The following is a 22,949-nucleotide window of genomic DNA, read 5'->3' on the forward strand; positions in this document are numbered from 1 at the left end:
ATGAAACCCTTGCATCTATTGCTTTCCGTCGTGGCCGTAGCCTGCCTGGCCGCCGTGCCGCTGGGCGTGACCAACACGTACTACCTGCACCTGATCGAAACGATCATGATCTATTCGATCCTGCTGTTCGGGCTCGATATCGTGGTGGGCTACACCGGCCAGGTGTCGCTGGGTCATGCCGGGCTGTTCGGCATCGGCTCATACGTCGCCGGCGTGCTGTTCTTCCATCTGCAGATGCCCATCTGGGTGATCCTTCCCGCCGCCATCCTGATCGCGGCGGCGTTCGGCGTGGTGCTGGCGCTGCCCGCGCTGCGGGTCACCGGGCCGTACCTGGCCATGGTGACGCTGGCCTTCGGCACCATCATCCAGATCCTGATCAACGAGATGACCTTCATGACCGAAGGCCCCTTAGGCATCAAGATCCCCAAGCCGTCGATCGGCGGGCACATCCTGACGAAAAGCGAGTACTTCTGGTTGGTGGGCGCGCTGCTGGTGATCTCGCTGATCGTCGTGCACCGCATCATGAAGTCGCATCTGGGCCGTTCCTTCGAGGCCCTGCGCGACAGCCCGATCGCCTCTGACTGCATGGGCGTGTCGGTCTACCGGCACAAAGTGTTCGCCTTCGTGATCAGCGCCGGTTTCGCCGGGCTGGCGGGCGCGCTGTACTCGTATTCCGAACAGTACATCTCGCCCAACACGTACAACTTCGAACTGACCATCCTGTTCCTGCTGGCCATCATCATGGGCGGCCGCAAGAGCCGCACGGGCGCCCTGCTTGGCGCATCCATCATCGTGCTGCTGCCCAAGATGCTGGACGACATCGGCACCTTCCGGCTGATCGCTCTGGCCGTGGCCATCCTGGTAACGGTGGGCAGCATCGTAGCGGTGTCCAAGGGCCGCGCGGAACCCCGGCGCGTGGTGGTGCCCGTCGTCGGCACCATCGTGCTGGCGGTCTTCTCGTATTGGCTGGACGCCGTGACCGACTGGCGCCTGACCATCTTCGGCGCCATGATCCTGTTCGTCGTGTACTACCTGCCCGACGGCATCGTCGGCTTCGTGCGCAACCTGTTCTTCTCGACCCGCCGCGCGGCGCTGACGGTCAAGACGGACCTGGTGAAGGAACAGGACGCGGTCCCCGAGGCAGCGGCCGTGGCCGGCAAGGGCGAAACGCTGCTGACCGCCAAGAGCGTGCTGATGCAGTTCGGCGGCTTGAAAGCGCTGAACGAGGTGGACCTGACCGTCAAGCGCGGCACCATCCACGGCCTGATCGGACCCAACGGGTCCGGCAAGAGCACCATGATGAACGTGCTGACCGGCATCTATGTGCCGACGGCCGGCGCGGTGGAATTCTCGGGCAAGTCGCTGGTCGGCCTGGCGCCTGCGGACATCGCCGCCGCCGGTATCGCCCGCACGTTCCAGAACGTGCAGCTGTTCGGTGAAATGACCGCGCTTGAGAACGTGCTGGTGGGCCTGCACCACACCTTCACGACCGGGCTGGCCGGCATCGCGCTGCGCACGCCGAAGTGGAAGGGCGAAGAGCAAGGCGCCCGCGCCCGCGCCATGGCGCTGCTGGAATTCGTGGGCCTGGAATCGCTGGCCAATGAAGAAGCCCGCAACTTGCCCTACGGCAAGCAACGCCTGCTGGAAATCGCCCGCGCGCTGGCGCTGGATCCGCAACTGCTGTTGCTGGACGAACCCGCGGCCGGGCTGACTGCCCCCGACATCGTGGAGCTGCTGGCCATCATCCGCAAGGTTCGCGACCACGGCATCACGCAGATCCTCATCGAACACCATATGGATGTGGTGATGGGAGTGTGCGACACCGTGTCGGTGCTGGACTTCGGCCAGAAGATCGCCGAAGGCCTGCCGAACGAGGTGCAAAGCAACGCCAAGGTTATCGAGGCGTATCTGGGCGGCGCGCCCGCCTGACGCCAAGAGGACAACAAGATGCTATCGATCAAGAATCTGGAAGCGGGTTACGGCAAGGTGAAAGTGCTGCACGGCATCAGCATGGAGGTGCCGAAGGCGAAGGTCGTGACGCTGATCGGCTCCAACGGCGCCGGCAAGACCACCACGATGCGCGCGCTGTCCGGCATGATCCGCCCGACCGCGGGCGAAGTCACGCTAAGCGGCAAACGCATCGACGGCCTGGAATCCCACCGCATCGCGCGGCTGGGCCTGGCCCATTCGCCCGAGGGCCGCCGTGTTTTCCCGACGCTGTCGGTGACCGACAACCTGCTGCTGGGCGCTTTCCCGCGCCTGACCGGCAGCCGCCCCAAGGGCGATGTGCAGGCCGACCTGGGCCGTGCCATGGACCTGTTCCCGCGCCTGAAGGAACGCCGCGAGCAATTGGCCGGCACGCTGTCGGGAGGTGAGCAGCAGATGCTGGCCATGGCGCGCGCGGTGATGCTGAATCCTGAACTGGTGCTGCTGGACGAACCGTCGATGGGGCTGGCGCCGATCCTGGTGGAAGAGGTGTTCCGGATCATTGCGCGGTTAAAGGACGAGGGCGTGACGATGCTGCTGGTGGAACAGTTCGCCGCCGCCGCGTTGAACGTGGCGGATTACGGGTACGTGCTGGAGAACGGGCGCATTTCCGTGCATGGGAGTGCAGAGAAGTTACGGGATGATCCGGCGGTGGTGGCGGCTTATCTTGGGGGTGGGCATTAAAGGGCTTTTTGTGCGTGGGCGGTAGGGTTCTTAAGACGCCTGACGCACCGGCGGCCTGCGGGATGCGGGTCAACGATTGCGGTCCGGAGCCTCCGCTCCGGACTTCCCCTTCGTCATCTTCGTCGTTGCCTACGGCAACTGCCTTCAGATTCCCTCGGGCTTATCGACTCCCCGCATCCCGCAGGCCGCCGGCGCGCCAGGCTCCATCAGTTGCAATCTCACCGCGGCCGGGGCGAATGGCTTGCTTTGGCTTCGCACCCCCGGCGGGGTGGGGTGGAAGATCTTGCGGGGCCCGCCCCATACCGGCCGCGCAGGCGGCCTCGTGGGGCCTACGCGGCGTCTTGCGGTGCGATGATGTCGCTTCGCGCGCGGTGCGTGCGATGTCGAGCATTGGTCTCGTGACGGATTTGCCGCGCCGCCCCCAGCCTACGGTGAGTGCGAGACAGTCTCCCTCTTAGACGGGCGACCTACGAAGCTCACCCACCCGCGCCGCAAAACCAAAGCAATCAACGATCAGACAATCGTCAACGTCACATCAATATTGCCGCGCGTCGCGTTCGAGTACGGGCAAACGATATGCGCCGCGGCCACCAGCTTCTCGGCCAACTCGCGCTCCATCCCGGGCAACGAGATCTTCAATTCCACTTCGATGCCGAAGCCCGTGGGGATCGGGCCGATGCCGACGATGCCGTTTACCGACACGTCCGACGGGATGGCGATCTTGTCGCGGCCGCCGACGAACTTCATCGCGCCCAGGAAGCAGGCCGAATAGCCCACGGCGAACAGTTGTTCCGGGTTGGTGCCGGCCGCACCTGCGCCGCCCAGCTCGCGCGGGGTGGTCAGCTTGACGTCGAGGTTGCCGTCATCGCTGACGCCACGGCCTTCACGGCCGCCGGTTGCGGTGGCGTTGGCGCGGTAGAGGACTTTTTCGATAGACATGGTGCGTTTCCTTTATAGGATGAAAGTTGAACTGCCTCGCCGGGCGGGCCCTCCCGCGCTGGCGCTTACCGATGACATGCAAACCCGCTGAACCACATTAATAGCACACAACTATATCGCGCACTACTTATTTAAGTGAATGACGACACGCGTCACCCTTTACTTCAAAGACTGTCGACCAGCTTTTCCCGCAGCGCATGCAGCGTCTTCATCATCCCCTGCGCTTCGTCCAGCGTGCACTGCGCCGCGCCCGCAATGGCGTGGGGGACGGATTCCGCCTGCTCGCGCAGATCGCGCCCTTGCTTGGTCAGCGACACGATCACCTGGCGCTCGTCGTCCACGGCCCGCTTGCGGCTGACCAGGCCTGCGGCCTCCAGGCGCTTGAGCAACGGCGTCAGCGTCGCGGAATCCAGGAACAGGCGGTCGCCGATATCCGTCACCGTAATCTCGTCGCCCTCCCACAGCACCAGCATCACCAGATACTGCGGATAGGTCAGGTCCAGCCCGCGCAGCAGCTTGCGGTACACCTTGCTCATCGCCAGCGAGGTCGAGTACAGGGCGAAGCACAGCTGGCTGTCCAGCAGCAGCGGGTTGAACGCGCCTTTGGGTTTGGATCTGGATTTCATTGTGCAATATTAAATAGCGCACTATTTATCGTCAAGCGCTTTTTTCAAAAAGAAATCCGCACCCGATCAGATTGCCGGCTCGCCCTCGACCGTGCTGCGGTCGGATCCGTAAAGTTTCAGGCCTTCAAGATCCAGCACCCGGACCGCACCGTATTCCACGTTCAAGAGGCCCGCCTCTTCCAGCTTGCGCAGCGCCTGGTTCGCGCGCTGGCGCGACACCCGGGCCAGATAGCCGACTTCTTCTTGCGTAATCGTCAGCCGCATCCCCATGCCGGGATACAGCAAAGGGTTGAAGAGCTCGGCCAGGCAGCGCGCCACGCGCGCGTCCGGATCCAGCAGGCGGTCGTACTCCGCCTTGCCGATGAATTGCGCCACGCGCTCGTTCAGTTGATGCAGCAGGTAGCGGTTGAACGGGATGCTGGTGTCCAGCAACCAGTCGAACGTGGGCGCCGGCAGGCGGGCCACCACCGAATCGCGCAGCGCGACGATGTCGTATTTGCGGACTTCGCGTTTCAGTAACGACCCTTCGCCGATCCAACCCCCGGCGGGCACGCCGGTCAGCGATGCGACCTTGCCCTCGGCATTGCCGACCGACACTTTGACCAACCCGGCCAATACGCCAATCCAAGCCTGGGCGAGTTCGCCTTTGCGCTCTATGATCGATCCGGCAACGGCTTGCTGCACGGTCAGGTCCCGCTCGACGCGCGTTTGCTGCTCGGCGTTGAGCAAGCGAAACCAGGCCGCGGCAAGTTGCAGGGAGTCGGCTAGCTGCATCGGGAATACCCTAAAAGTTCCTTGAATGTCGCGATGGTGACAGTTGGTAGCAACCCAACCTTATACCTTAACTCCTGCCGTAAATCTAAAACCAACTGGTCAAGCCCTTCACCGCCACTGCCGCTCCCGCGGACGCCTGGCGCGATGTGCCCAAACCGGAGGAGACAACGTGGCACATTCATCGCCCGCATCTGCACAGGTGCCGGCGGCGCTGGACACCTTTCCAGCGCTGCTGTTCGCGCATGCCGAAGTTCGCGGGTCGCGGCCCGCGATACGTGAAAAAAATCTGGGGATCTGGCAAACCCTTACGTGGTCCGACGTGGCGGAGCATGTCCGCCATGTGGCCAACGGCCTTGCCTCGCTGGGCATCCGGCCCGGCATGCACGTGGCCGTCATCGGAGAAAACCGGCCACGCCTGTATATGGCGATGATGGCGGCGCAGTCGCTGGGCGCGATCCCCGTGCCGCTCTATCAAGACGCCGTCGCGCAAGAAATGGTCTACGTGCTGCAAGACGCCGAGATCAGCGTGGCCGTCGTGGAAGACCAGGAACAGGTCGACAAGATGCTGGAAGTGCGCGAGCAATGCCCGGCCTTGAAGCATGTGGTGTTCGACGACCCGCGCGGCCTGCGCCATTACACGGACCCCATGCTGCTGTCTTATGAGCAGCTGGAAACGCGGGGCCAGGAATACGCGGCGCAGCATCCCGAGTATCTCGCCCGCGCCATTGCCGCCGTGCAGCCGCACGATCCGGCCGCCATGTTCTATACCTCGGGCACCACCGGCAAACCCAAGGGCGTGGTGCTGACGCACCATGCGCTGATCGACCGCGCCCGCGCCGTGTCCGACATGGAGAAACTGACCGACCAGGAAGACGTGCTGGCGTACTTGCCGCCCGCATGGATCGGCCAGAATATGTTTTCGTACACGCAGCTGCTGGTCACCGGCTTTACCGTGAACCACCCCGAGTCGCCCGACACCGTGTCGATCGACATGCGCGACATCGGACCCACCTACTATTTCGCGCCGCCGCGCGTGCTGGAAGGTCTGCTGACCCATGTGATGATCCGCATGGAAGACGCGGGCTTCATCAAACGAAAGCTATTCGGCGCCTGCATGAACCTGGCTCGCCGCGTCGGCGCCAGGATCCTGGATGGCGAATCCGTTAACGCCTGGGACCGTCTGCGCTACGCGCTGGGTAACGCGCTGATCTACGGCCCCTTGCGCAACGCGCTGGGCATGAGCCGCGTGCGCGTCGCCTATACCGCCGGCGAGGCCATCGGCCCCGACCTGTTCGTCTTCTACCGCTCCATCGGCATCAACCTGAAGCAGTTGTACGGTTCGACCGAAACCTCCGTGTTTGTCTGCGTGCAGCCCGACGGCCACGTGCGCGACGACACCGTCGGGCCGCCGGTGGCCGGCGTCGAGATCCGAGTGGCGGACAACGGCGAGATCCTGGTCAAGAGCCCGGGCCTGTTCAAGGAGTACTACCGCAACCCCGACGCCACGGCCGAGGCGCGCAGCGCCGACGGTTGGTTCCACACGGGCGACGCGGGCTATCTGGACACCGACGGCCAACTGAAGATCATCGACCGCGCCAAGGACGTGGGCAAGCTGGCCAACGGCAGCCTGTTCGCGCCCAAGTACATCGAGAACAAGCTGAAGTTCTTCCCGCACATCAAGGAAGCCGTGGCCTTCGGCGCCGACCGCGAAGACGTCTGCGCCTTCATCAACATCGACCTGGAGGCCGTGGGCAACTGGGCCGAGCGCCGCGGCCTGCCCTATGCCGGCTACACCGACCTGGCCGCCAAGGACGAGGTCTACCAGTTGATCGCGGAATGCGTCGAGCAGGTCAACGCCGACCTGGCCACGGATCCGAAGCTGTCGGCCTCGCAGGTCAGCCGCTTCCTGATCCTGCACAAGGAACTGGACCCGGACGACGACGAACTGACGCGCACGCGCAAAGTGCGCCGCGCCTTCATCGCGCAGAAGTACGGCGTGCTGATCGACGCGCTGTTCGGCGGCAAGCAATCGCAGTTCATCGAGACCGAAGTGAAGTTTGAAGACGGACGCTCCGGCAAGATCTCGGCCGACCTGAAGATCCGCCCCGTCAAGACGTTCCCCGCCATCACCGCCAAGGCCGCGTAGAGATCATGAGCAACAACGACCGCGACCAGCGTATCGGCGACGTCATGCTGGACATGCAGAACATCTCCCTGTCCTTCGGCGGCGTCAAGGCGCTGACGGACATTTCCTTCAATGTGCGCGAGCACGAGATCCGCGCCATCATCGGCCCCAACGGCGCGGGCAAGAGTTCGATGCTGAACGTCATCAACGGCGTCTACACGCCGCAGCAAGGCGGCATCGCGTTCCGGGGCGAGCGCTTCTCGAAGATGAACCCGCGCCGCGCCGCCGAAATGGGCATCGCGCGCACGTTCCAGAACCTGGCCCTGTTCAAGGGCATGAGCGTGCTGGACAACATCATGACCGGCCGCAACCTGCGCATGAAGTGCGGGCTGCTGTCGCAGGCGTTCCGCCTGGGGCCGGCCGAGCGCGAAGAGACCCGGCATCGGGAATTCGTCGAGAACATCGTCGACTTCCTGGAGATCCAGGCCTATCGCAAAACCCCGGTAGGACGCCTGCCCTACGGCCTGCAAAAGCGCGTGGACCTGGGCCGCGCGCTGGCGATGGAGCCGCGCCTGCTACTGCTGGACGAGCCGATGGCCGGCATGAACATCGAGGAAAAGCAGGACATGAGCCGCTTCATCCTGGATGTGAACGACGAATTCGGCACGACCATCGTGCTGATCGAGCACGACATGGGCGTGGTCATGGACATCTCGGACCGCGTGGTGGTGCTCGATTACGGCAAGAAGATCGGCGACGGCCGCCCGGACGAAGTCCGCGCGAACGAAGATGTCATCAAAGCCTACCTCGGCGTGTCGCACTAAGGCGGACAGACATGGGATTTTTTCTAGAGACCTTATTCGGCGGCTTGATGAGCGGCATGATGTATGCGCTGATCGGCCTGGGCTTCGTGCTGATCTTCAAGGCATCGGGCGTCTTCAACTTCGCCCAAGGCGCCATGGTGCTGGTGGCCGCCTTGTCCATGGCGCGCTTCTCGGAGTGGATACCGCGCTGGCTCGGCTTTGACAACATGCTCCTGGCCAACGTGCTGGCGTTCATCGTCAGCGCCATGGTGATGTTCCTGCTGGCGGTCGCCATCGAGCGCTTCGTGCTGCGCCACCTGGTCAACCAGGAAGCCACGACCCTGCTGATGGCAACGCTGGGCATCAGCTACTTCCTTGACGGCCTGGGCCAGATCACGTTCGGCAGCTCGGTGTATTCCATCAACGTGGGCATGCCCAAGGATCCGATGATGATCCTGGACACCGTCTTCGAAGGCGGGCTGCTCATCAACCTGGAAGACCTGACGGCGGCGGTCATCGCGGCCTTGCTGGTGGCGGTGCTGGCGCTGTTCTTCCAGTACACCTCGACCGGCCGCGCGCTGCGCGCCGTGGCCGACGACCACCAGGCCGCGCAGTCCATCGGCATCCCGCTGAACCGCATCTGGGTGATCGTGTGGTGCGTGGCAGGCCTGGTCGCGCTGGTGGCCGGCATCATCTGGGGATCGAAGTTCGGCGTGCAGTTCACGCTGTCCACCGCGGCGCTGCGCGCCTTGCCGGTGGTGATCCTGGGCGGCCTGACGTCGGTGCCGGGCGCCATCCTGGGCGGCCTGATCATCGGCGTGGGGGAGAAGCTGTCCGAGGTCTACCTGGGGTCGCTCGTGGGCGGCGGTATCGAAATCTGGTTCGCCTATGTGCTGGCGCTGGTGTTCCTGCTGTTCCGTCCGCAAGGGCTGTTCGGCGAGAAGATCATCGACCGCGTGTAAACCACCAGGCCCTCTAGGATAAAAACATGTTCTATCGCGAAAACGGCCAGTTCAAAACCAGCTACCGGGCCGACCAGCAGATCTTCCCGATCCGCCAGGACCGCATCTTCATCTGGCTGCTGCTGGCGGTGGCGTTCATCGCCGTGCCGGCGCTGTCGTCCGACTATCTGCTGCGCGCCATCCTGATCCCGTTCCTGATCCTGGCGCTGGCGGCGGTGGGCCTGAACATCCTGGTCGGCTATTGCGGCCAGATCTCGCTGGGCACCGGCGCCTTCATGGCGGTGGGCGCGTATGCGGCCTGGAACTTCGGCGTGCGCTTTCCCGGCATGCCGCTGGTGATCCAGATCCTGCTGGGCGGCTGCTTTGCCACAATCGTGGGCGTGATCTTCGGCATCCCCAGCCTGCGTATTCGCGGACTGTACCTGGCCGTTGCCACGCTGGCCGCGCAGTTCTTCGTGGACTGGGCGTTCCTGCGCATCCCGTTCTTCACCAACTACTCGTCGTCGGGCAACGTGTCGGTGCCGCCGCTGACGGCTTTCGGCCTGCCCGTGCAGTCCGCGCTGGAAAAGTACCTGTTCGTACTGATCCTGGTGGTTGTCTTCAGCCTGCTGGCCAAGAATCTGGTGCGCGGCGCCATCGGCCGCCAGTGGATGGCGATCCGCGACATGGACGTGGCCGCCTCCGTCATCGGCATCCGGCCCATGTACGCCAAGCTCACCGCCTTTGCGGTCAGCTCGTTCATCGTCGGCGTGGCCGGCGCCTTGTGGGGCTACATCCACCTGGGTTCGTGGGAACCGCTGGCGTTTGATCTGACGCGGTCGTTCCAGCTGCTGTTCATGGTGATCATCGGCGGGCTGGGTTCGATCATCGGCAGCTTCTTCGGCGCGGCCTTCATCGTGCTGGTGCCGGTGGCGTTGTCGAACATCCCGCACGCGCTGGGCATCCCGCTGTCGGTAGACACGGCCGCGCACATCGAACACATGGTGTTCGGTGCGCTGATCGTGTTCTTCCTGATCGCGGAACCGCACGGACTGGCGCGCTTGTGGAGCATTGGAAAAGAAAAGCTGCGCATCTGGCCGTTCCCCCATTGAGGGCAAGACCCACCCCCGAAGCGCCTTTGGCGCTTCCCCCCCAAAGGGGGCGCCGCTGGGGACCGGCAAAGCCGGATCCGCCGCGGCCCCGATGAGGGAGACCGAAGTGTCATGCAGCAGGACCGCACAAGCGGAAGGATTTTTGGTATCGCATCACGACCGTATTGATCATTACCGGCCATGGCGGCACAAGCGCCACGACCGGAATCCTGAATACCCGGCTCAAGACCGGGCCAATCCCGGTGTCCCAGGGTTTACTGCCCCAAACACCACGCAGGAGGTAAATGGAGATGAAGCGTCTTAACCTGAAATTGGCGGCAGCCCTGGTGGCCGCAGCCGGCGCCGTCGGCGCCGTGGCCACGCCGGCAATGGCGGCCGAAGAGCAGTTCGTTCCGTTGCTGGTGTATCGCACCGGGTCGTTCGCGCCGCTGGGCATTCCCTGGGCCGATGGCAAGCTGGACTATCTGAAACTGGTCAACGAGCGCGACGGCGGCGTCAACGGCGTCAAGATCACGTACGAAGAGTGCGAGACCGCATACGCCACCGACCGCGGCGTGGAATGCTATGAACGCCTGAAGGGCAAGGGCACGGGGGCCTCGGGCTTCGACACCCAGTCCACCGGCATCACGTTCGCGGTCAGCGACAAGGCCATGGTCGACAAGGTCCCCGTCGAAACGATGGGCTACGGCCTGTCGCAATCGGTGGATGGCAGCGTGTTCGAGTGGAACTTCCCGCTCTTGGGCACGTACTGGACCGCGGCCGACGTGATGATCCAGGACATCGCCAAGAAAGAAGGCGGCATGGACAAGCTCAAGGGCAAGAAGATCGCCCTGGTCTACCACGACTCGCCCTATGGCAAGGAACCGATCCCGCTGCTGCAGAAGCGCGCCGCCAAGGAAGGCTTCGAGCTGGTGTTGTATCCGGTGACCGCGCCGGGCGTCGAGCAGAAGTCCACCTGGCTGCAAATTCGCCAGGCGCGTCCGGCCTATGTGCTGCTGTGGAGCGCGGGCATCATGACGCCCACCGCCATCCGCGAAGCGCAGGCCAGCGGCTACCCGCGCGACAAGATGTACGCGATCTGGTGGGCCGGCTCTGAAGGCGACGTGAAGGACCTGGGCGATGTCGCCAAGGGCTACAACGCCATCACCGTGCACAACAGCGGCGCCGAGCACGACAAGGTCTACGACGACCTGAAGAAGTTCGTCTACGACAAGGGCCAGGGCTCGGACAAGACGGCCAAGAACACGCTGGGCACCATCGCCCACACGCGCGGCATGATGATTTCGATGCTGCAAGTGGAAGCGATCCGCACGGCGCAAGAGAAATTCGGCAAAGGCAAGGCGTTGACGCCCGAGCAGGTGCGTTGGGGCTTCGAGAACCTGAACCTGACGCAAGAGAAACTGGACAAGCTGGGCTTTGGCCAGATCATGCGCCCGGTGAAGACCTCGTGCAGCAACCACAAAGGCGACGACTGGGCCCGCATCGTGCAGTGGGACGGCGCCAAGTTCAAGGTCGCCTCCGACTGGTACCAGGCCGACAAGACCATCCTGGACCCGATGGTCAAGGAAGCCGCGGCCAAGTACGCCAAGGAAAAGAACATCACGCCCCGCACTTGCGAGAACTGATGTGAACCGGCGGCGGGCGCCTTTGCCGGCGCCCGCCGCCACCACGCCGCAGGAATCGTCATGACCGCTGCAACAACTGCCGCATCTACCGCTGCACCCGCCGCCTCCCCTTCCGCCGACGCGCCCAAGGTGCTGCTCGACGTGAACGGGATCGAGGTGATTTACAACCACGTGATCCTGGTGCTCAAGGGCGTGTCCCTGCAAGTGCCAGAAGGCAAGATCGTGGCTTTGCTGGGCGCCAACGGCGCCGGCAAGACCACCACTTTGCGCGCCATCTCGAACCTGCTCAAGGGCGAGCGCGGCGACGTCACCAAGGGCCATATCCAGTACCGCGGCCAGCGCATCGAAAGGCTGTCCCCGGCGGAACTGGTCAAGCGCGGCGTCGTGCAAGTGATGGAAGGCCGGCATTGCTTCGCCCACCTGACCATCGAAGAAAACCTGCTGACCGGCGCCTACACCCGCAGCATGAGCCGCGGCGACACCACGGCCGCGCTGGAGCGTGTCTATCAGTATTTTCCGCGCTTAAAGCAACGGCGCGCCAGCCAGTCCGGCTATACCTCGGGCGGCGAACAGCAGATGACCGCCATCGGCCGCGCGCTGATGGCCAACCCCAACATGATCCTGCTGGACGAACCGTCCATGGGGCTGGCCCCGCAAATCGTGGAAGAGATTTTCGAGATCGTGCGCGACCTGAACCAGCGCGAACGCGTGAGCTTCCTGCTGGCCGAGCAGAACACCAACATCGCGCTGCGCTACGCCGACTACGGCTACATCCTGGAAAACGGACGCGTGATGATGGACGGCGCCGCGCTGGACCTGGCCCAGAACGAGGACGTCAAAGAGTTCTACCTGGGCATTTCCAGCGGCGAGAGAAAGAGTTTCCGCGACAACAAGTTCTACCGCCGCCGCAAACGCTGGCTGGCCTGATCCCTGGAGCGGCAGCGCCGGTATGGACCGGCGCCCCGCCAGCAACGACACCGCAGTACGGCACACGAGAGGGTGCGATCCCATGTCCGAGTTTTTCGATGTCCTGGAAACCCGAGCGCCCGAGCAACGCGAGCGCGAGCTGATGGCCGCCTTGCCCGGCGCGATCACACGGGCGATTGCCCGCGCGCCGGCGATCGCCGAGCAGCTACGCGGCATAGATCCCGCCGCCATCACGTCGCGCGCGGCGCTGGCCCGACTGCCCGTGCTGCGCAAGCACGAACTGCTGGAGCGCCAGCAGCACAGCCGCGACGACGCGGCAGCGCCCGCCGGCCCTGGCAAAGCCTTCGGCGGCTTCTCGGCGATCGGCTGGGGCGAGGCGATGCGCGTCTTCGCCTCGCCCGGCCCCATCTACGAACCCGAAAGCGCGCGCGCGGATTACTGGCGCTTTGCGCGTGCCCTGTACGCGGCGGGCTTTCGCGCCGGCGAACTGGCCTACAACTGCTTTTCCTACCACTTCACGCCAGCCGGCTCCATGATGGAAACGGCGGCGCATGCCGTGGGCTGCACCGTCTTTCCCGGCGGCACGGGCCAAACCGAGCAGCAGGTGCGCGCCATCCAGGATCTGGCCCCCAGCGGCTATACGGGCACACCCAGCTTCCTGAAGATCATCCTGGAGAAATCCGACGAGCTGGGCGTGAAGCTGGATTCCCTGCGGCGCGCACTGGTGTCGGGCGAGGCCTTCCCGCCGTCGCTGCGCGACTGGCTGGCCGCCCGCGGCATCGAAGGCTACCAGGCCTACGGCAGCGCCGACCTGGGCATGATCGCCTTTGAGACGCCCGCCCGCCAGGGCCTGGTGCTGGGCGAAGACATCATCGTCGAGATCGTGCGCCCCGGCACCGGCGAGCCCGTGCCCGACGGCGAAGTCGGCGAAGTGGTCGTCACCACGTTGAATCCGGATTACCCGCTGGTGCGCTTTGGCACCGGCGACCTGTCGGCGGTCATGCCCGGCATTTCGCCTTGCGGGCGCACCAATACGCGCATCAAGGGCTGGATGGGCCGCGCGGACCAGACGACCAAGGTGCGCGGCATGTTCGTGCACCCGTCGCAAGTCGCTGACGTCGTGCGGCGCCATCCCGAAATCCTGCGCGCGCGCCTGGTCATCAGCGGCAGCACCGGATCGGACCGCATGGTGTTGAAGGTGGATTCGCGCGTGCGCGGCGAAGACCTGTCCCAGCGGATCGCCGAATCGGTGCGCGACGTGACCAAGCTGCGCGCCGACGTGGAATGGGTGGACGCCGACGGCCTGCCGAACGACGGCAAGGTCATCGACGACGTGCGCACCTACGAGTAGCGCGCGTTCAGTTGCCCAGCGGCCGCGCCAGCCATTCGCGGCCGCGCAGCATGCCGTTCCAGTAGATCCACGGCAGCAGCGTGGCTTTGAGGAACCAGGCGCTCTTGCGGGGCACGGTCGGGTCCAGCGGAAACGTGGGCAGCAGTTTGCCGCCGTAGCCGAACTCGGCCAGCACGATGCGGCCGCGCTCGACCGTCAACGGGCACGATCCATAGCCGTCGTACGTGACCGGCATGGCGTGCCCTTCGCGCACCGCGATCAGGTTTTCCGCCACGGTCACGATCTGCTTGCGCGCGGCGGCCGCCGTCTTGGCGTTGCTGGTGCTGATGCCGTCGCCCAGGCCGAACACGTTGTCGAAGCGCACATGGCGCAGGCTGCCGGGGTCGACCTCACACCAGCCGGCCGCATCCGCCAGCGCGCTGTCGCGCACCACGTCGTGCGGCACTTGCGGCGGCACGGCGTGCAACATGTCGAAGGACTTCTCCACGCGCGACACGCTGCCGTCAGCGCCCTTCACATCGAACCAGGCCTTGCGCGCCGGCCCGTCCACCGCCACCAGGGCGGAATTGAAGGCCAGGTCGATGCCATAGCTTTCAACATAGCGCATCAGCGGCGGCACAAACGTGGGCACGCCGAACAGCGCCGCGCCCGCCAGGTCGAATTCCACATGCATGCGGTCCAGCACACCGGTCCGGCGCCAATGGTCACACGCCAGATACATCGCCTTTTGCGGCGCGCCAGCGCATTTGATCGGCATGGCGGGCTGGGTGAACAGCGCCTGCCCTTGCCGCATCGACCGCACCGTCTCCCACGTGTAGGGCGCCAGGTCATAGCGATAGTTGGACGTCACCCCGTGCTGGCCGAGCGCGTCGGACAGGCCGTCGATCTTGTCCCAGGCCAGCCGCAGGCCGGGGCACACGATCAACTGCTGGTACGTCACACTGCCGCCGTCCGCCAGCCGCACCTGGTTCGCTTGCGGCTCGAAGCCCGCCGCCGACGCGTGCAGCCATGTGGCGCGCGACGGCATCACCGAACGGGTGGGGCGCACGGTCTTTTTCACGTCGAACGCGCCGCCGCCCACCAGCGTCCAGGCCGGCTGGTAATAGTGCTTGTCGCTGGGTTCGATCACGGCGATGCGCAGGTCCGGCCGGCGCCGCAACAGGCTGGCGGTCACGCCGATGCCGGCCGCTCCCCCGCCCACCACCACGACATCGAAATCGGCGGATGCCGGTGCTGCTGACTCTGCTTGGGGCATGTCTGTCTCCGCGCCGGTCTACCGGCTGTTGAAATGTTCAAACGCCGAGAATACCCCCATGCCGACCAACATCGCGGCCACGAAGATCAGCGCCTCGGTCACGCCCGCCGAAGCGGCCACCAGCGCAGGTCCCGGACAAAATCCCGCCAACCCCCAGCCCGCGCCGAACGCCAGGCTGCCCGCGGCCAGGCGCAGGTCGATCTCGGTAGCCGCCGGCCAGCGCATCGGCTCGCCGGACAAACTGGCCCGACGGCGACGCAGCACGGCGAAACCTGCGGCCGTGACCAGCACCGCACCGCCCATCACGAAAGCCAGCGACGGATCCCAGCTGCCGGCGATATCCAGGAAGCCCAGCACCTTGGCGGGATTGGCCATGCCGGACACGATCAGGCCCAGCCCGAAGACGAGGCCCGACGCAAAGGCGATCAGCGCAACCATCTCAGCCCCCCGCCAGATGCCGCACGGCGTAAACCGTGGCAAAGCCCGCGGCCATGAACACGGCAGTGGCCACGAACGACCGCCGCGATCCGCGCGACAAGCCGCAGACGCCGTGGCCGCTGGTGCAGCCCGAGGCGAACCGGGTGCCGATGCCCACCAGCAGGCCGGCAACGATCAGGCGCGGCGTGCCCGCCTCGACAGTGATCGTCGGCAACGCCGCCCCCCATTGATACAGCCAGGGCGACGCGCACAGGCCCGCCAGGAATGCCACGCGCCACAGGCCATCGCGCCGCGGCGGCAGCAACCCGCCAAGGATGCCGCTGATGCCCGCGATGCGCCCCGCCCCCGCCATCAGCAACACGGCGGCGGCGCCGATCAGCAGACCGCCCGCCGCGGCCTGCGCCGGAGTGAAGGCGGCCCAGTCCAGATTCATGCGAGTGACTCCAACGCGCGGCCGCAGTACAAACTGGATAGCGTTTTCATGACCTGGCTGACTTCGAAGCTGGCCATCTGGTAATAGACGTATTTGCCGTCGCGGCGCGTCGTCACCAGCCCTTCGTCGCGCAGCACGCCCAGCTGCTGGGACAGGGTCGGCTGGCGGATACCGGTCAGCGATTCCAGTTCGCTGACGTTGCGTTCGTTCTGCACCAGTTGGCACAGCAGCAGCAGGCGGTCTTCGTTGGCCAGCGCTTTAAGCAACGTGCACGCCTGGGCGGCGGATTCCCGCAGGACGGCAAGTTCACAATCGGTCAGGGCGGCATTCATTCGGCGGATAGGCAGGTCAAACGTGAATAGGTCATTATATTGACGAATAAACTATCAAACAATATTATTTAAATACATATATTGTTATCTGCCGGTGGCCATGAATCCCCACATACAAGCCTTTTTCGACCCCGTCACCGCGACCGTCACGTATGTCGTGCACGACGGCAGCGCCTGCGCCATCATCGATTCGGTGCTGGACTACGACCCCAAGTCCGGGCGCAGCAGCACCGCCAGCGCGGACCGCGTGGCGGCCTATGTGCGCGAGCAAGGGCTGGCCACCCAATGGCTGCTGGAAACGCACGCCCATGCCGACCATCTGTCCGCCGCCCCCTACCTGCAACGGCAGTTGGGCGGGGTCATCGCCATCGGGCAAAGCATCCGCACCGTGCAGGGCGTCTTCAAGCAGATCTTCAACCTGGAACCGGAATTCCAACTGGATGGCTCCCAGTTCGGCCACCTGTTCGCCGATGGCGAAACCTTCCGCATCGGGGCACTGGAGGCCACCGCGATCCATGTGCCCGGCCACACGCCGGCCGACATGGCCTATCTGGTCGGCGACGCCGCATTCGTGGGCGACACGATGTTCATGCCCGACGTGGGCACCGCGCGCTGCGACTTCCCCGGCGGCGACGCACACCAGTTGTACCGGTCGATCCAGCGGCTGCTGCACCTGCCTGGCGGCACGCGCCTCTTCATGTGCCACGACTACCCGCCGCCGGCGCGCGAAGCCCGCTGGCAGACATCCGTGGCCGAACAGCGGGCCGCCAACATCCATGTGCACGACGGCATCAGCGAAGACGACTTCGTCGCCATGCGCACCCGGCGCGACGCCACGCTGTCCATGCCCACCTTGATCCTGCCGGCCATCCAGGTGAACATCCGCGCGGGGCATTTCCCGCCGCCCGAAGACAACGGGGTGCGCTACCTGAAAATACCCCTCGACGCGCTCTGACCGGGCCGCCGCGCCGCACTTGCGCGCCGGGCGCTTATCCCGCAAGATCGGCCGATCTACCGATTGCCGATCAGACGGATCCCCCATGTTCGCAGAAGCCGAAACCGACCCCAGCCTGTCCAAAGAGGAATTCAAACCGCTGGAGGCACGGCTACGCGTCGCCCTGCTCAATGCGCAATACCGGCGCCTTGAAAGTGCGGACAAGACGCTGCTGGTAGTGGTGGCGGGGATCGACGGCGCCGGCAAGGGCGCCACGGTCAACCTGCTGAATGAATGGATGGACCCGCGCCACATCAAGACGCTGGCCTACGGCCCGCCCGAAGGCGATGAGCAGGACCGCCCGCCGTTCTGGCGTTACTGGAAAGACCTGCCGCCCAAGGGCAGCACCGGCATCGTGTTCGGGTCCTGGTATGCGCCGCTGATCATCGAAGCCGCCCGCAAGAAGCCCGACCACGAGGCCATCGAGGCGCGGGCCGCCGCGATCCGCCGCTTCGAGGCGATGCTGGCTGCGGAAGGCGTGCAGATCATCAAACTGTGGTTCCACTTGTCGGCCAAGGCGCAACAGGACCGCGCGCAGCGTCTTCTGGCCAGCCCCGAAACGTCCTGGCAGGTCAGCCCGGTGGACCTGAAGGTCTACAAGAAGTACGACCGCATCCGCGCAGGCGGCCAGGTCGTGGTGAACCACACCGACAGCGGCCACGCGCCCTGGGTGGTCATCCCCAGCGCCGACGAGAACATGCGTTCCGCCCGCACGGCCGAAGCCGTGCTGGCCGCGATGCGCCAGCGCGGCGTGCCCCGCATCCCGCAATCGTTCCTGGCGCATTCCACCCCTGCCCGCATCGTCGACCGGCTGGGCGAAATGGATTACGAAGCGCGCGTCGACAAGGCCGACTACGAGTCCGAACTGGGCTTGCTGCAAGGCCGGCTGGCGCGTGCGGCCCGCTCCGAAAAATTCCTGGAGCGTTCGCTCGTGCTGGTATTCGAAGGCCAGGACGCCGCCGGCAAGGGCGGCGCCATCCGCCGCGTGACCCACGCGCTGGACGCCCGGCAGTTCGACATCACCCCCGTGGCCGCGCCGAACAGCTACGAGCTGTCGCGCCCCTACCTGTGGCGCTTCTGGCGCCAACTGCCGCGCCACGGCCGCGTTGCGATCTTCGACCGCTCCTGGTACGGCCGCGTGCTGGTCGAACGCGTGGAAAAACTGACCGCCCCCGCCCGCTGGCGCCGCGCCTACGCCGAGATCAACGACTTCGAGGAGCAACTGGCGGCAAGCGGCGCGATCGTTCTGAAATTCTGGCTGGCCGTGACGGCCGACGTGCAGCTCGAGCGCTTCAAGGAACGCGAGAAATCGCCTTTCAAGAATTTCAAGATCACCCCCGACGACTGGCGCAATCGCGATAAGTGGAAGGAATACGCGGCGGCGACCAACGAGATGCTGGCCCGCACCGACGTCGCGCATGCGCCGTGGCATCTGGTGTCCGCCAACGACAAGCGCTACGCTCGCCTGCAAGTGCTGCGACACATCGTCGAAGCGATGGAAGACCAACTCTGAACACAACAGGAGGCCTTGCGCCATGAGCACCGCCGATATCCGCCCCATCGTCGCCGCCGACTTCGAAGTCTGGCTGCCCCTGTGGAAGGGCTACCAGGATTTCTACCGCGTCAGCATCGACGACGCCGTCACCCGCAACACGTGGGCGCGCTTCCTCGACCCGGCCGAACCCATGCACGCCGCGCTTGCCTATGAAAGCGGCCGGGCGGTCGGCATGGTGCACTGGATCTTCCACCGGTCCACCTGGACGGCAGGCGACTACTGCTATCTGCAAGACCTGTATGTGGATCCGGACGTGCGCGGCACGGGTGCGGGGCGCAAGCTGATCGAACATGTCTACGCCCAGGCCGCGGCCAACAATTGCGCCCGGGTGTACTGGCTGACCCACGAAACCAACGCGACCGCCATGCAGCTGTACGACCGCATCGCGGACCGCTCCGGCTTCATCCAGTACCGCAAGGTGATGGCTTGAGCGCTCGCGACCCCCACTGCCCCCTGTGCCAGGAAGACGGCGGCACGCTGTTGTGGCGCGGCCCGCATTTGCGCGTGATCGAAGTCGGCGATGCCGATTACCCCGGTTTCACACGCGTTATCTGGAACGCCCACCTGGCCGAAATGACCAGCCTGTCCACGCATGGGCGCGACCTGTTGATGCGCGCCGTGTACGCGGTGGAAGAAGCGCAGCAATCGGTGTTGGCGCCGGACAAGATCAATCTGGCCTCGCTGGGCAACATGGTGCCGCACCTGCACTGGCATGTGATTCCGCGCTGGCGCGGCGACCGCCATTTCCCCGATCCGATCTGGGCGGCGCCTCGCGTCGCGGCGGGGTCCGAGCCCGCGCAATGGCGCGACCGCCAAGCCCGCACGCAAGCCTTGCTGCCCCGCTACCGCAATCGCGTGATCGAAGCGATGAACGCGCTGCTCATGCATTGAACCCGGCACAGAATGCCGGCCGGGCCGGCGGTTCGGGCCTCAGGCCACGCGCACCGACCGGCCCAGCTCGGCCAGCCAGTGCGTGTAGGCGTCTTCCACCAGGCCTGCGGTGCGCTCGGCGGAAAACAGGCCTTCGCCCCGGATCCGTTGGCGGCCAGCGTCGCCCATCCGGCGGCGCATGGCGGGATCCGCCAGCAGCGTTTCCAGCGCCGCGGCCAGCGCGGCGGGATCGCGCGGCGGTACCAGCAAGCCGGTCACGCCGGCCTGCATGGTTTCCGGAACACCGCCGACTTCCGTGCCGATGACGGGCACGCCCATCGCCGCCGCTTCGATGAACACCGTGCCCAAGGCCTCGCGATGCGTCGGCAAGGCAAACACGTCCAACGCCATCAGCACGTTGCCGATATCCTGCCGGCGTCCGGTGAAATGCACCCTGTCCGTCAGCCCCAGCGCTGATGCCTTGGCACGCAGTTGATCGAACAGCGGCATGCCATCGCCCACCAGGACCAGGTGCGCCGACGGAAAGCGGGCAGACACGTGGTGAAAGGCGTCGATCAGATCGCCATGCCCCTTTTCGGCCCGCATCACGGCCACGCAGCCCACCACCAGCGCGTCCTGCGGCACCCCCAGTTCGCGGCGCACGCACGCGCCTTCGCGCACTTGCGGCAGTACAACCGGGGAATGGATCGTGGTGACCGACTCCGGCCGTGCCCCACCGTCCAGCAATTGCTTCTGCACATAGCGGCTGACGGCGATGACCCGATGCGCCAGCCAGGTGTAGGCATAGAGGGAATTGATGGGCTTGGCCAGATGACGCGTGCGCACGATCAACGGCGTGCCGGCCAGGCGCGCGGCGATGGCAGCCAGCACGGTGTCACGCCGGCTGTGGGTGTTCACCACATCGAAACGTTCGCGCCGCAGCAAGCGCCGCACCCATGCCACCCCGCGCACGAAGTTGCCCGCGCCGTCCATGCCGATGCGGTGCACCGTAAACCCGGCCGCGCCCAGGCGGTCGCCCAGCTCGGCCCCCGGCTGGCAGACCAGTTCAAGGTGATGGCCCCGGTCGCGCATGGCGATCATCTCTTTGTAGATGCAGAACTCCTGCCCGCCGAAAGACGTGGCGGCCTCGGTGTGCAGGATGCGCAGGCGGGCGCCGGCGGTGCCGGCATTCGGTTCAGCGGGACTGGGCATCATGGGGAAAGACCCTCGACGGTGGCGGGATCGTTCCAACCACGGTTTTGCAGCAGCAGATAGGCTTCGAGATAAGCGATGTCTTCGGGCGCCAGTGGCGCCGCGGACGCCGACCAAGGGTCGGAAGCGTGCTCCGCCGCTATCAACTGGCCACCCGTCCACACGCGGATCCCCCCGCTACGCGAACAATCGAAGCGCGCTCCCTCGCGTTGCCACGTCAAGAGGCGCATGCTGGGCGACAGCCGCTTGAGTTGATAGCTGCCATGCGACGGCTGGCCGGCGGGCGCGTCCAATGACTCCCCCACGTCGACCAGACGGCTTGTGGCGCCGAGCTTTGCGGGGGTGTAGATCACCACAGATAAGGTGGGCAGGGTCATGGGCTAGCAGGTGTCGCCAGGCGGCGTTGCTTGCCACGAACTGGTCAAAATATTCAAAAAAAACGCGATTTTTGAAATTGGTTGAGATATTTTTTACGCGCCAAGGCACCGCAAATCGAATTTAGTAGGAAGGGCCCGGGGGGTCATCAGTACTCACCGCAATGTCGAGCGACGGGAGATTGATTGACGTAAGCGCTTCTTTTCAAGAATTGAATAGAAAATGGCCGACGTTCGATGGATTTAATCTGTCCCCGAAATCATGCTAAGTTAAAATTCAGCCTCTATTCAGTATCTTAACAAAATATAACCAAGGAGGCCCAGTGAGCCAGCAGGTTCCGCCCCACTCCCGCCCCCCCTCATTCCTGCAGGCATTCCTGCAATCCGAAGCCTTAGGCGGCTATGTGCTCATGGCCGCCGCGCTGGCCGCCCTGATCATCGCCAACAGTCCGGCCGCGCCGTTCTACTTCGACGCGTTGGAAACCAAGCTTGGGTTCCAGGCCGGGCCCGTCGTGCTCAAGGAAACGGTGTTGCACTGGATCAACGACGGCCTGATGGCCGTGTTCTTCCTGCTGGTCGGGCTGGAAATCAAGCGCGAAGTGCTGGACGGCCAATTGCGCGGCGCGGGAAGGATCATCCTGCCCGGGATCGCCGCCCTGGGCGGCATGGCGGCGCCGGCGCTGATCTACGTGCTGATCAACCTGGGCAGCCCCGGCACCTTGCGCGGCTGGGCCATTCCCGCTGCCACCGACATCGCCTTCGCGCTGGGCATCCTGGCGCTACTGGGCAGCCGCGTACCGACGTCCCTGAAGATCTTCCTGACCGCGCTGGCGATCCTGGACGACCTGGGCGCCATCATCATCATCGCCCTGTTCTACACCTCGCAATTGAATGTCTTCGCACTGGTCATGGCCGGCGCGCTGCTGGCCTGCCTGTTCTGCCTGAACCGCGCAGGCGTGCTGCGGCTGACCCCGTACCTGCTGATCGGCGCCGTGCTGTGGTATTTCGTGCTGAAATCCGGCGTGCACGCCACCTTGGCCGGCGTGGCGCTGGCGCTGACGATCCCCCTTCGGCCGCGCAACGCGGGCAAACCGGAGGCGCATTCGCCGCTGCACGATCTGGAACACGCGTTGCACAAGCCCGTGGCCTTGCTGATCGTGCCCATATTCGGCTTCGCCAACGCCGGCGTGTCGTTCGCCGGCATGGGCCTGGCCAGCCTGGCGCAACCGGTGCCGCTGGGTGTGGCGCTGGGCCTGTTCCTGGGCAAGCAGCTGGGCGTGTTCGGCTTTGCCTGGCTGGCCATCAAGATGGGCATGGCCAGCCTGCCGCGCCATGCCTCGTTCACGCAGCTGTACGGCGTGGCGCTGCTGTGCGGCATCGGCTTCACCATGAGCCTGTTCATCGGCGCGCTGGCCTTCACCGACGCAGCCACCGTGGACGCCACCAAGATCGGCGTGCTGACAGGATCGCTCGCGTCGGCGGTGGTCGGCTTCCTGCTACTGCGCATGAGCGGCACGTCGGCCGAACCCGCGCAGCCGCGCTGAGCTGCCCTGCGGACGTTGCAGTAGACTGGCCGCAACGTTTTCGCAGGAG

Annotated in this window: 23 protein-coding genes; 14 read left to right on the plus strand and 9 right to left on the minus strand. The window is 65.2% G+C overall.

Annotated elements, in window-relative coordinates:
• Positions 1-1,929, plus strand: a complete 1,929-nt coding sequence (locus HG262_RS19525; RefSeq protein ID WP_169272587.1) for a branched-chain amino acid ABC transporter ATP-binding protein/permease — start codon at positions 1-3, stop codon at positions 1,927-1,929.
• A gap of 18 nt (positions 1,930-1,947) precedes the next feature.
• Positions 1,948-2,670: an ABC transporter ATP-binding protein gene (locus HG262_RS19530; protein WP_006224764.1), complete on the plus strand. Its 723-nt coding sequence runs from the start codon at positions 1,948-1,950 to the stop codon at positions 2,668-2,670.
• Between the two features lie 513 nt (positions 2,671-3,183).
• Here HG262_RS19530 and HG262_RS19535 read toward each other — a convergent pair.
• From HG262_RS19535 to HG262_RS19545, 3 genes are all read right to left on the minus strand, one after another.
• The gene (locus tag HG262_RS19535) at positions 3,184-3,609 is read right to left on the minus strand and encodes an organic hydroperoxide resistance protein (RefSeq protein ID WP_006224765.1); all 426 of its coding nucleotides are present in this window, start codon (positions 3,607-3,609) and stop codon (positions 3,184-3,186) included.
• A gap of 164 nt (positions 3,610-3,773) precedes the next feature.
• Complete coding sequence (locus tag HG262_RS19540; protein WP_169272588.1) at positions 3,774-4,235, minus strand: MarR family transcriptional regulator; 462 nt, start codon at positions 4,233-4,235, stop codon at positions 3,774-3,776.
• 66 nt (positions 4,236-4,301) lie between these two features.
• Positions 4,302-5,009: a Crp/Fnr family transcriptional regulator gene (locus tag HG262_RS19545; protein WP_169272589.1), complete on the minus strand. Its 708-nt coding sequence runs from the start codon at positions 5,007-5,009 to the stop codon at positions 4,302-4,304.
• Positions 5,010-5,178: 169 nt separating this feature from the next.
• Here HG262_RS19545 and HG262_RS19550 point away from each other — a divergent pair, with 169 nt between their 5' ends.
• The 7 genes from HG262_RS19550 (at position 5,179) to HG262_RS19580 (ending at position 13,893) form a co-directional block, all read left to right on the plus strand.
• A complete protein-coding gene (locus HG262_RS19550; protein ID WP_169272590.1) occupies positions 5,179-7,155 on the plus strand; it encodes an AMP-binding protein in 1,977 nt (658 codons plus the stop codon).
• Between the two features lie 5 nt (positions 7,156-7,160).
• Entirely contained in the window at positions 7,161-7,958 is a 798-nt protein-coding gene (locus HG262_RS19555; RefSeq protein ID WP_169272591.1) for an ABC transporter ATP-binding protein, read from the plus strand.
• Between the two features lie 11 nt (positions 7,959-7,969).
• The gene (locus HG262_RS19560) at positions 7,970-8,899 is read left to right on the plus strand and encodes a branched-chain amino acid ABC transporter permease (protein WP_169272592.1); all 930 of its coding nucleotides are present in this window, start codon (positions 7,970-7,972) and stop codon (positions 8,897-8,899) included.
• A gap of 26 nt (positions 8,900-8,925) precedes the next feature.
• Positions 8,926-9,990 carry a branched-chain amino acid ABC transporter permease gene (locus HG262_RS19565; RefSeq protein ID WP_169272593.1) on the plus strand — a complete coding sequence of 355 codons (1,065 nt, stop codon included), beginning with the start codon at positions 8,926-8,928 and terminating at the stop codon, positions 9,988-9,990.
• A 284-nt stretch (positions 9,991-10,274) separates the two neighbouring features.
• Positions 10,275-11,615 (plus strand): ABC transporter substrate-binding protein, encoded by a 1,341-nt coding sequence (locus HG262_RS19570; RefSeq protein WP_211187555.1) that lies wholly within the window; start codon positions 10,275-10,277, stop codon positions 11,613-11,615.
• A 60-nt stretch (positions 11,616-11,675) separates the two neighbouring features.
• Complete coding sequence (locus tag HG262_RS19575; RefSeq protein ID WP_169272595.1) at positions 11,676-12,542, plus strand: ABC transporter ATP-binding protein; 867 nt, start codon at positions 11,676-11,678, stop codon at positions 12,540-12,542.
• Positions 12,543-12,624: 82 nt separating this feature from the next.
• Positions 12,625-13,893 (plus strand): AMP-binding protein, encoded by a 1,269-nt coding sequence (locus HG262_RS19580; RefSeq protein WP_169272596.1) that lies wholly within the window; start codon positions 12,625-12,627, stop codon positions 13,891-13,893.
• 7 nt (positions 13,894-13,900) lie between these two features.
• Here the strand turns inward: HG262_RS19580 and HG262_RS19585 are convergent, their stop codons facing one another.
• The 4 genes from HG262_RS19585 to HG262_RS19600 are packed head-to-tail and all read right to left on the minus strand — an operon-like array spanning position 13,901 to position 16,351.
• Positions 13,901-15,148 carry an FAD/NAD(P)-binding oxidoreductase gene (locus HG262_RS19585; RefSeq protein WP_169272597.1) on the minus strand — a complete coding sequence of 416 codons (1,248 nt, stop codon included), beginning with the start codon at positions 15,146-15,148 and terminating at the stop codon, positions 13,901-13,903.
• An 18-nt stretch (positions 15,149-15,166) separates the two neighbouring features.
• Positions 15,167-15,586 carry a YeeE/YedE family protein gene (locus tag HG262_RS19590; RefSeq protein ID WP_169272598.1) on the minus strand — a complete coding sequence of 140 codons (420 nt, stop codon included), beginning with the start codon at positions 15,584-15,586 and terminating at the stop codon, positions 15,167-15,169.
• Position 15,587: 1 nt separating this feature from the next.
• The gene (locus HG262_RS19595) at positions 15,588-16,019 is read right to left on the minus strand and encodes a YeeE/YedE family protein (RefSeq protein WP_169272599.1); all 432 of its coding nucleotides are present in this window, start codon (positions 16,017-16,019) and stop codon (positions 15,588-15,590) included.
• Complete coding sequence (locus HG262_RS19600; protein WP_169272600.1) at positions 16,016-16,351, minus strand: metalloregulator ArsR/SmtB family transcription factor; 336 nt, start codon at positions 16,349-16,351, stop codon at positions 16,016-16,018. Before HG262_RS19600 ends, HG262_RS19595 begins: the two co-directional genes overlap by 4 nt.
• A 100-nt stretch (positions 16,352-16,451) precedes the next feature.
• Here HG262_RS19600 and HG262_RS19605 point away from each other — a divergent pair, with 100 nt between their 5' ends.
• From HG262_RS19605 to HG262_RS19620, 4 genes are all read left to right on the plus strand, one after another.
• Complete coding sequence (locus tag HG262_RS19605; protein WP_169272601.1) at positions 16,452-17,306, plus strand: MBL fold metallo-hydrolase; 855 nt, start codon at positions 16,452-16,454, stop codon at positions 17,304-17,306.
• 85 nt (positions 17,307-17,391) lie between these two features.
• Positions 17,392-18,858: a polyphosphate:AMP phosphotransferase gene (gene pap / locus HG262_RS19610; protein WP_169272602.1), complete on the plus strand. Its 1,467-nt coding sequence runs from the start codon at positions 17,392-17,394 to the stop codon at positions 18,856-18,858.
• Positions 18,859-18,880: 22 nt separating this feature from the next.
• Positions 18,881-19,330, plus strand: coding sequence for a GNAT family N-acetyltransferase (locus tag HG262_RS19615; RefSeq protein WP_169272603.1), 450 nt, complete (start codon positions 18,881-18,883; stop codon positions 19,328-19,330).
• Positions 19,327-19,791 (plus strand): HIT family protein, encoded by a 465-nt coding sequence (locus HG262_RS19620; protein ID WP_169272604.1) that lies wholly within the window; start codon positions 19,327-19,329, stop codon positions 19,789-19,791. Before HG262_RS19615 ends, HG262_RS19620 begins: the two co-directional genes overlap by 4 nt.
• A 39-nt stretch (positions 19,792-19,830) precedes the next feature.
• Here the strand turns inward: HG262_RS19620 and HG262_RS19625 are convergent, their stop codons facing one another.
• Together HG262_RS19625 and HG262_RS19630 are read right to left on the minus strand one after the other, a co-directional pair.
• Positions 19,831-20,985, minus strand: coding sequence for a glycosyltransferase (locus HG262_RS19625; RefSeq protein ID WP_169272605.1), 1,155 nt, complete (start codon positions 20,983-20,985; stop codon positions 19,831-19,833).
• Positions 20,982-21,359 carry a hydrogenase gene (locus HG262_RS19630; protein WP_169272606.1) on the minus strand — a complete coding sequence of 126 codons (378 nt, stop codon included), beginning with the start codon at positions 21,357-21,359 and terminating at the stop codon, positions 20,982-20,984. Before HG262_RS19630 ends, HG262_RS19625 begins: the two co-directional genes overlap by 4 nt.
• A 320-nt stretch (positions 21,360-21,679) precedes the next feature.
• Here HG262_RS19630 and nhaA point away from each other — a divergent pair, with 320 nt between their 5' ends.
• Positions 21,680-22,900: a Na+/H+ antiporter NhaA gene (gene nhaA / locus HG262_RS19635; RefSeq protein ID WP_169272607.1), complete on the plus strand. Its 1,221-nt coding sequence runs from the start codon at positions 21,680-21,682 to the stop codon at positions 22,898-22,900.
• Positions 22,901-22,949: the final 49 nt, after the last annotated feature.

The sequence above is a fragment of the Achromobacter sp. Bel genome (genome assembly GCF_012928505.1).
Lineage (GTDB): Bacteria > Pseudomonadota > Gammaproteobacteria > Burkholderiales > Burkholderiaceae_B > Achromobacter.

Coding starts and splice junctions, on each gene's coding strand:
- HG262_RS19525 (WP_169272587.1), top strand. CDS start 1: ATGAAACCCTTGCATCTATTGCTTTCCGTCGTGGCCGTAGCCTGCCTG.
- HG262_RS19530 (WP_006224764.1), top strand. CDS start 1,948: ATGCTATCGATCAAGAATCTGGAAGCGGGTTACGGCAAGGTGAAAGTG.
- HG262_RS19535 (WP_006224765.1), bottom strand. CDS start 3,609: ATGTCTATCGAAAAAGTCCTCTACCGCGCCAACGCCACCGCAACCGGC.
- HG262_RS19540 (WP_169272588.1), bottom strand. CDS start 4,235: ATGAAATCCAGATCCAAACCCAAAGGCGCGTTCAACCCGCTGCTGCTG.
- HG262_RS19545 (WP_169272589.1), bottom strand. CDS start 5,009: ATGCAGCTAGCCGACTCCCTGCAACTTGCCGCGGCCTGGTTTCGCTTG.
- HG262_RS19555 (WP_169272591.1), top strand. CDS start 7,161: ATGAGCAACAACGACCGCGACCAGCGTATCGGCGACGTCATGCTGGAC.
- HG262_RS19560 (WP_169272592.1), top strand. CDS start 7,970: ATGGGATTTTTTCTAGAGACCTTATTCGGCGGCTTGATGAGCGGCATG.
- HG262_RS19565 (WP_169272593.1), top strand. CDS start 8,926: ATGTTCTATCGCGAAAACGGCCAGTTCAAAACCAGCTACCGGGCCGAC.
- HG262_RS19570 (WP_211187555.1), top strand. CDS start 10,275: ATGGAGATGAAGCGTCTTAACCTGAAATTGGCGGCAGCCCTGGTGGCC.
- HG262_RS19575 (WP_169272595.1), top strand. CDS start 11,676: ATGACCGCTGCAACAACTGCCGCATCTACCGCTGCACCCGCCGCCTCC.
- HG262_RS19580 (WP_169272596.1), top strand. CDS start 12,625: ATGTCCGAGTTTTTCGATGTCCTGGAAACCCGAGCGCCCGAGCAACGC.
- HG262_RS19585 (WP_169272597.1), bottom strand. CDS start 15,148: ATGCCCCAAGCAGAGTCAGCAGCACCGGCATCCGCCGATTTCGATGTC.
- HG262_RS19590 (WP_169272598.1), bottom strand. CDS start 15,586: ATGGTTGCGCTGATCGCCTTTGCGTCGGGCCTCGTCTTCGGGCTGGGC.
- HG262_RS19595 (WP_169272599.1), bottom strand. CDS start 16,019: ATGAATCTGGACTGGGCCGCCTTCACTCCGGCGCAGGCCGCGGCGGGC.
- HG262_RS19600 (WP_169272600.1), bottom strand. CDS start 16,351: ATGAATGCCGCCCTGACCGATTGTGAACTTGCCGTCCTGCGGGAATCC.
- HG262_RS19605 (WP_169272601.1), top strand. CDS start 16,452: ATGAATCCCCACATACAAGCCTTTTTCGACCCCGTCACCGCGACCGTC.
- pap (WP_169272602.1), top strand. CDS start 17,392: ATGTTCGCAGAAGCCGAAACCGACCCCAGCCTGTCCAAAGAGGAATTC.
- HG262_RS19615 (WP_169272603.1), top strand. CDS start 18,881: ATGAGCACCGCCGATATCCGCCCCATCGTCGCCGCCGACTTCGAAGTC.
- HG262_RS19625 (WP_169272605.1), bottom strand. CDS start 20,985: ATGATGCCCAGTCCCGCTGAACCGAATGCCGGCACCGCCGGCGCCCGC.
- HG262_RS19630 (WP_169272606.1), bottom strand. CDS start 21,359: ATGACCCTGCCCACCTTATCTGTGGTGATCTACACCCCCGCAAAGCTC.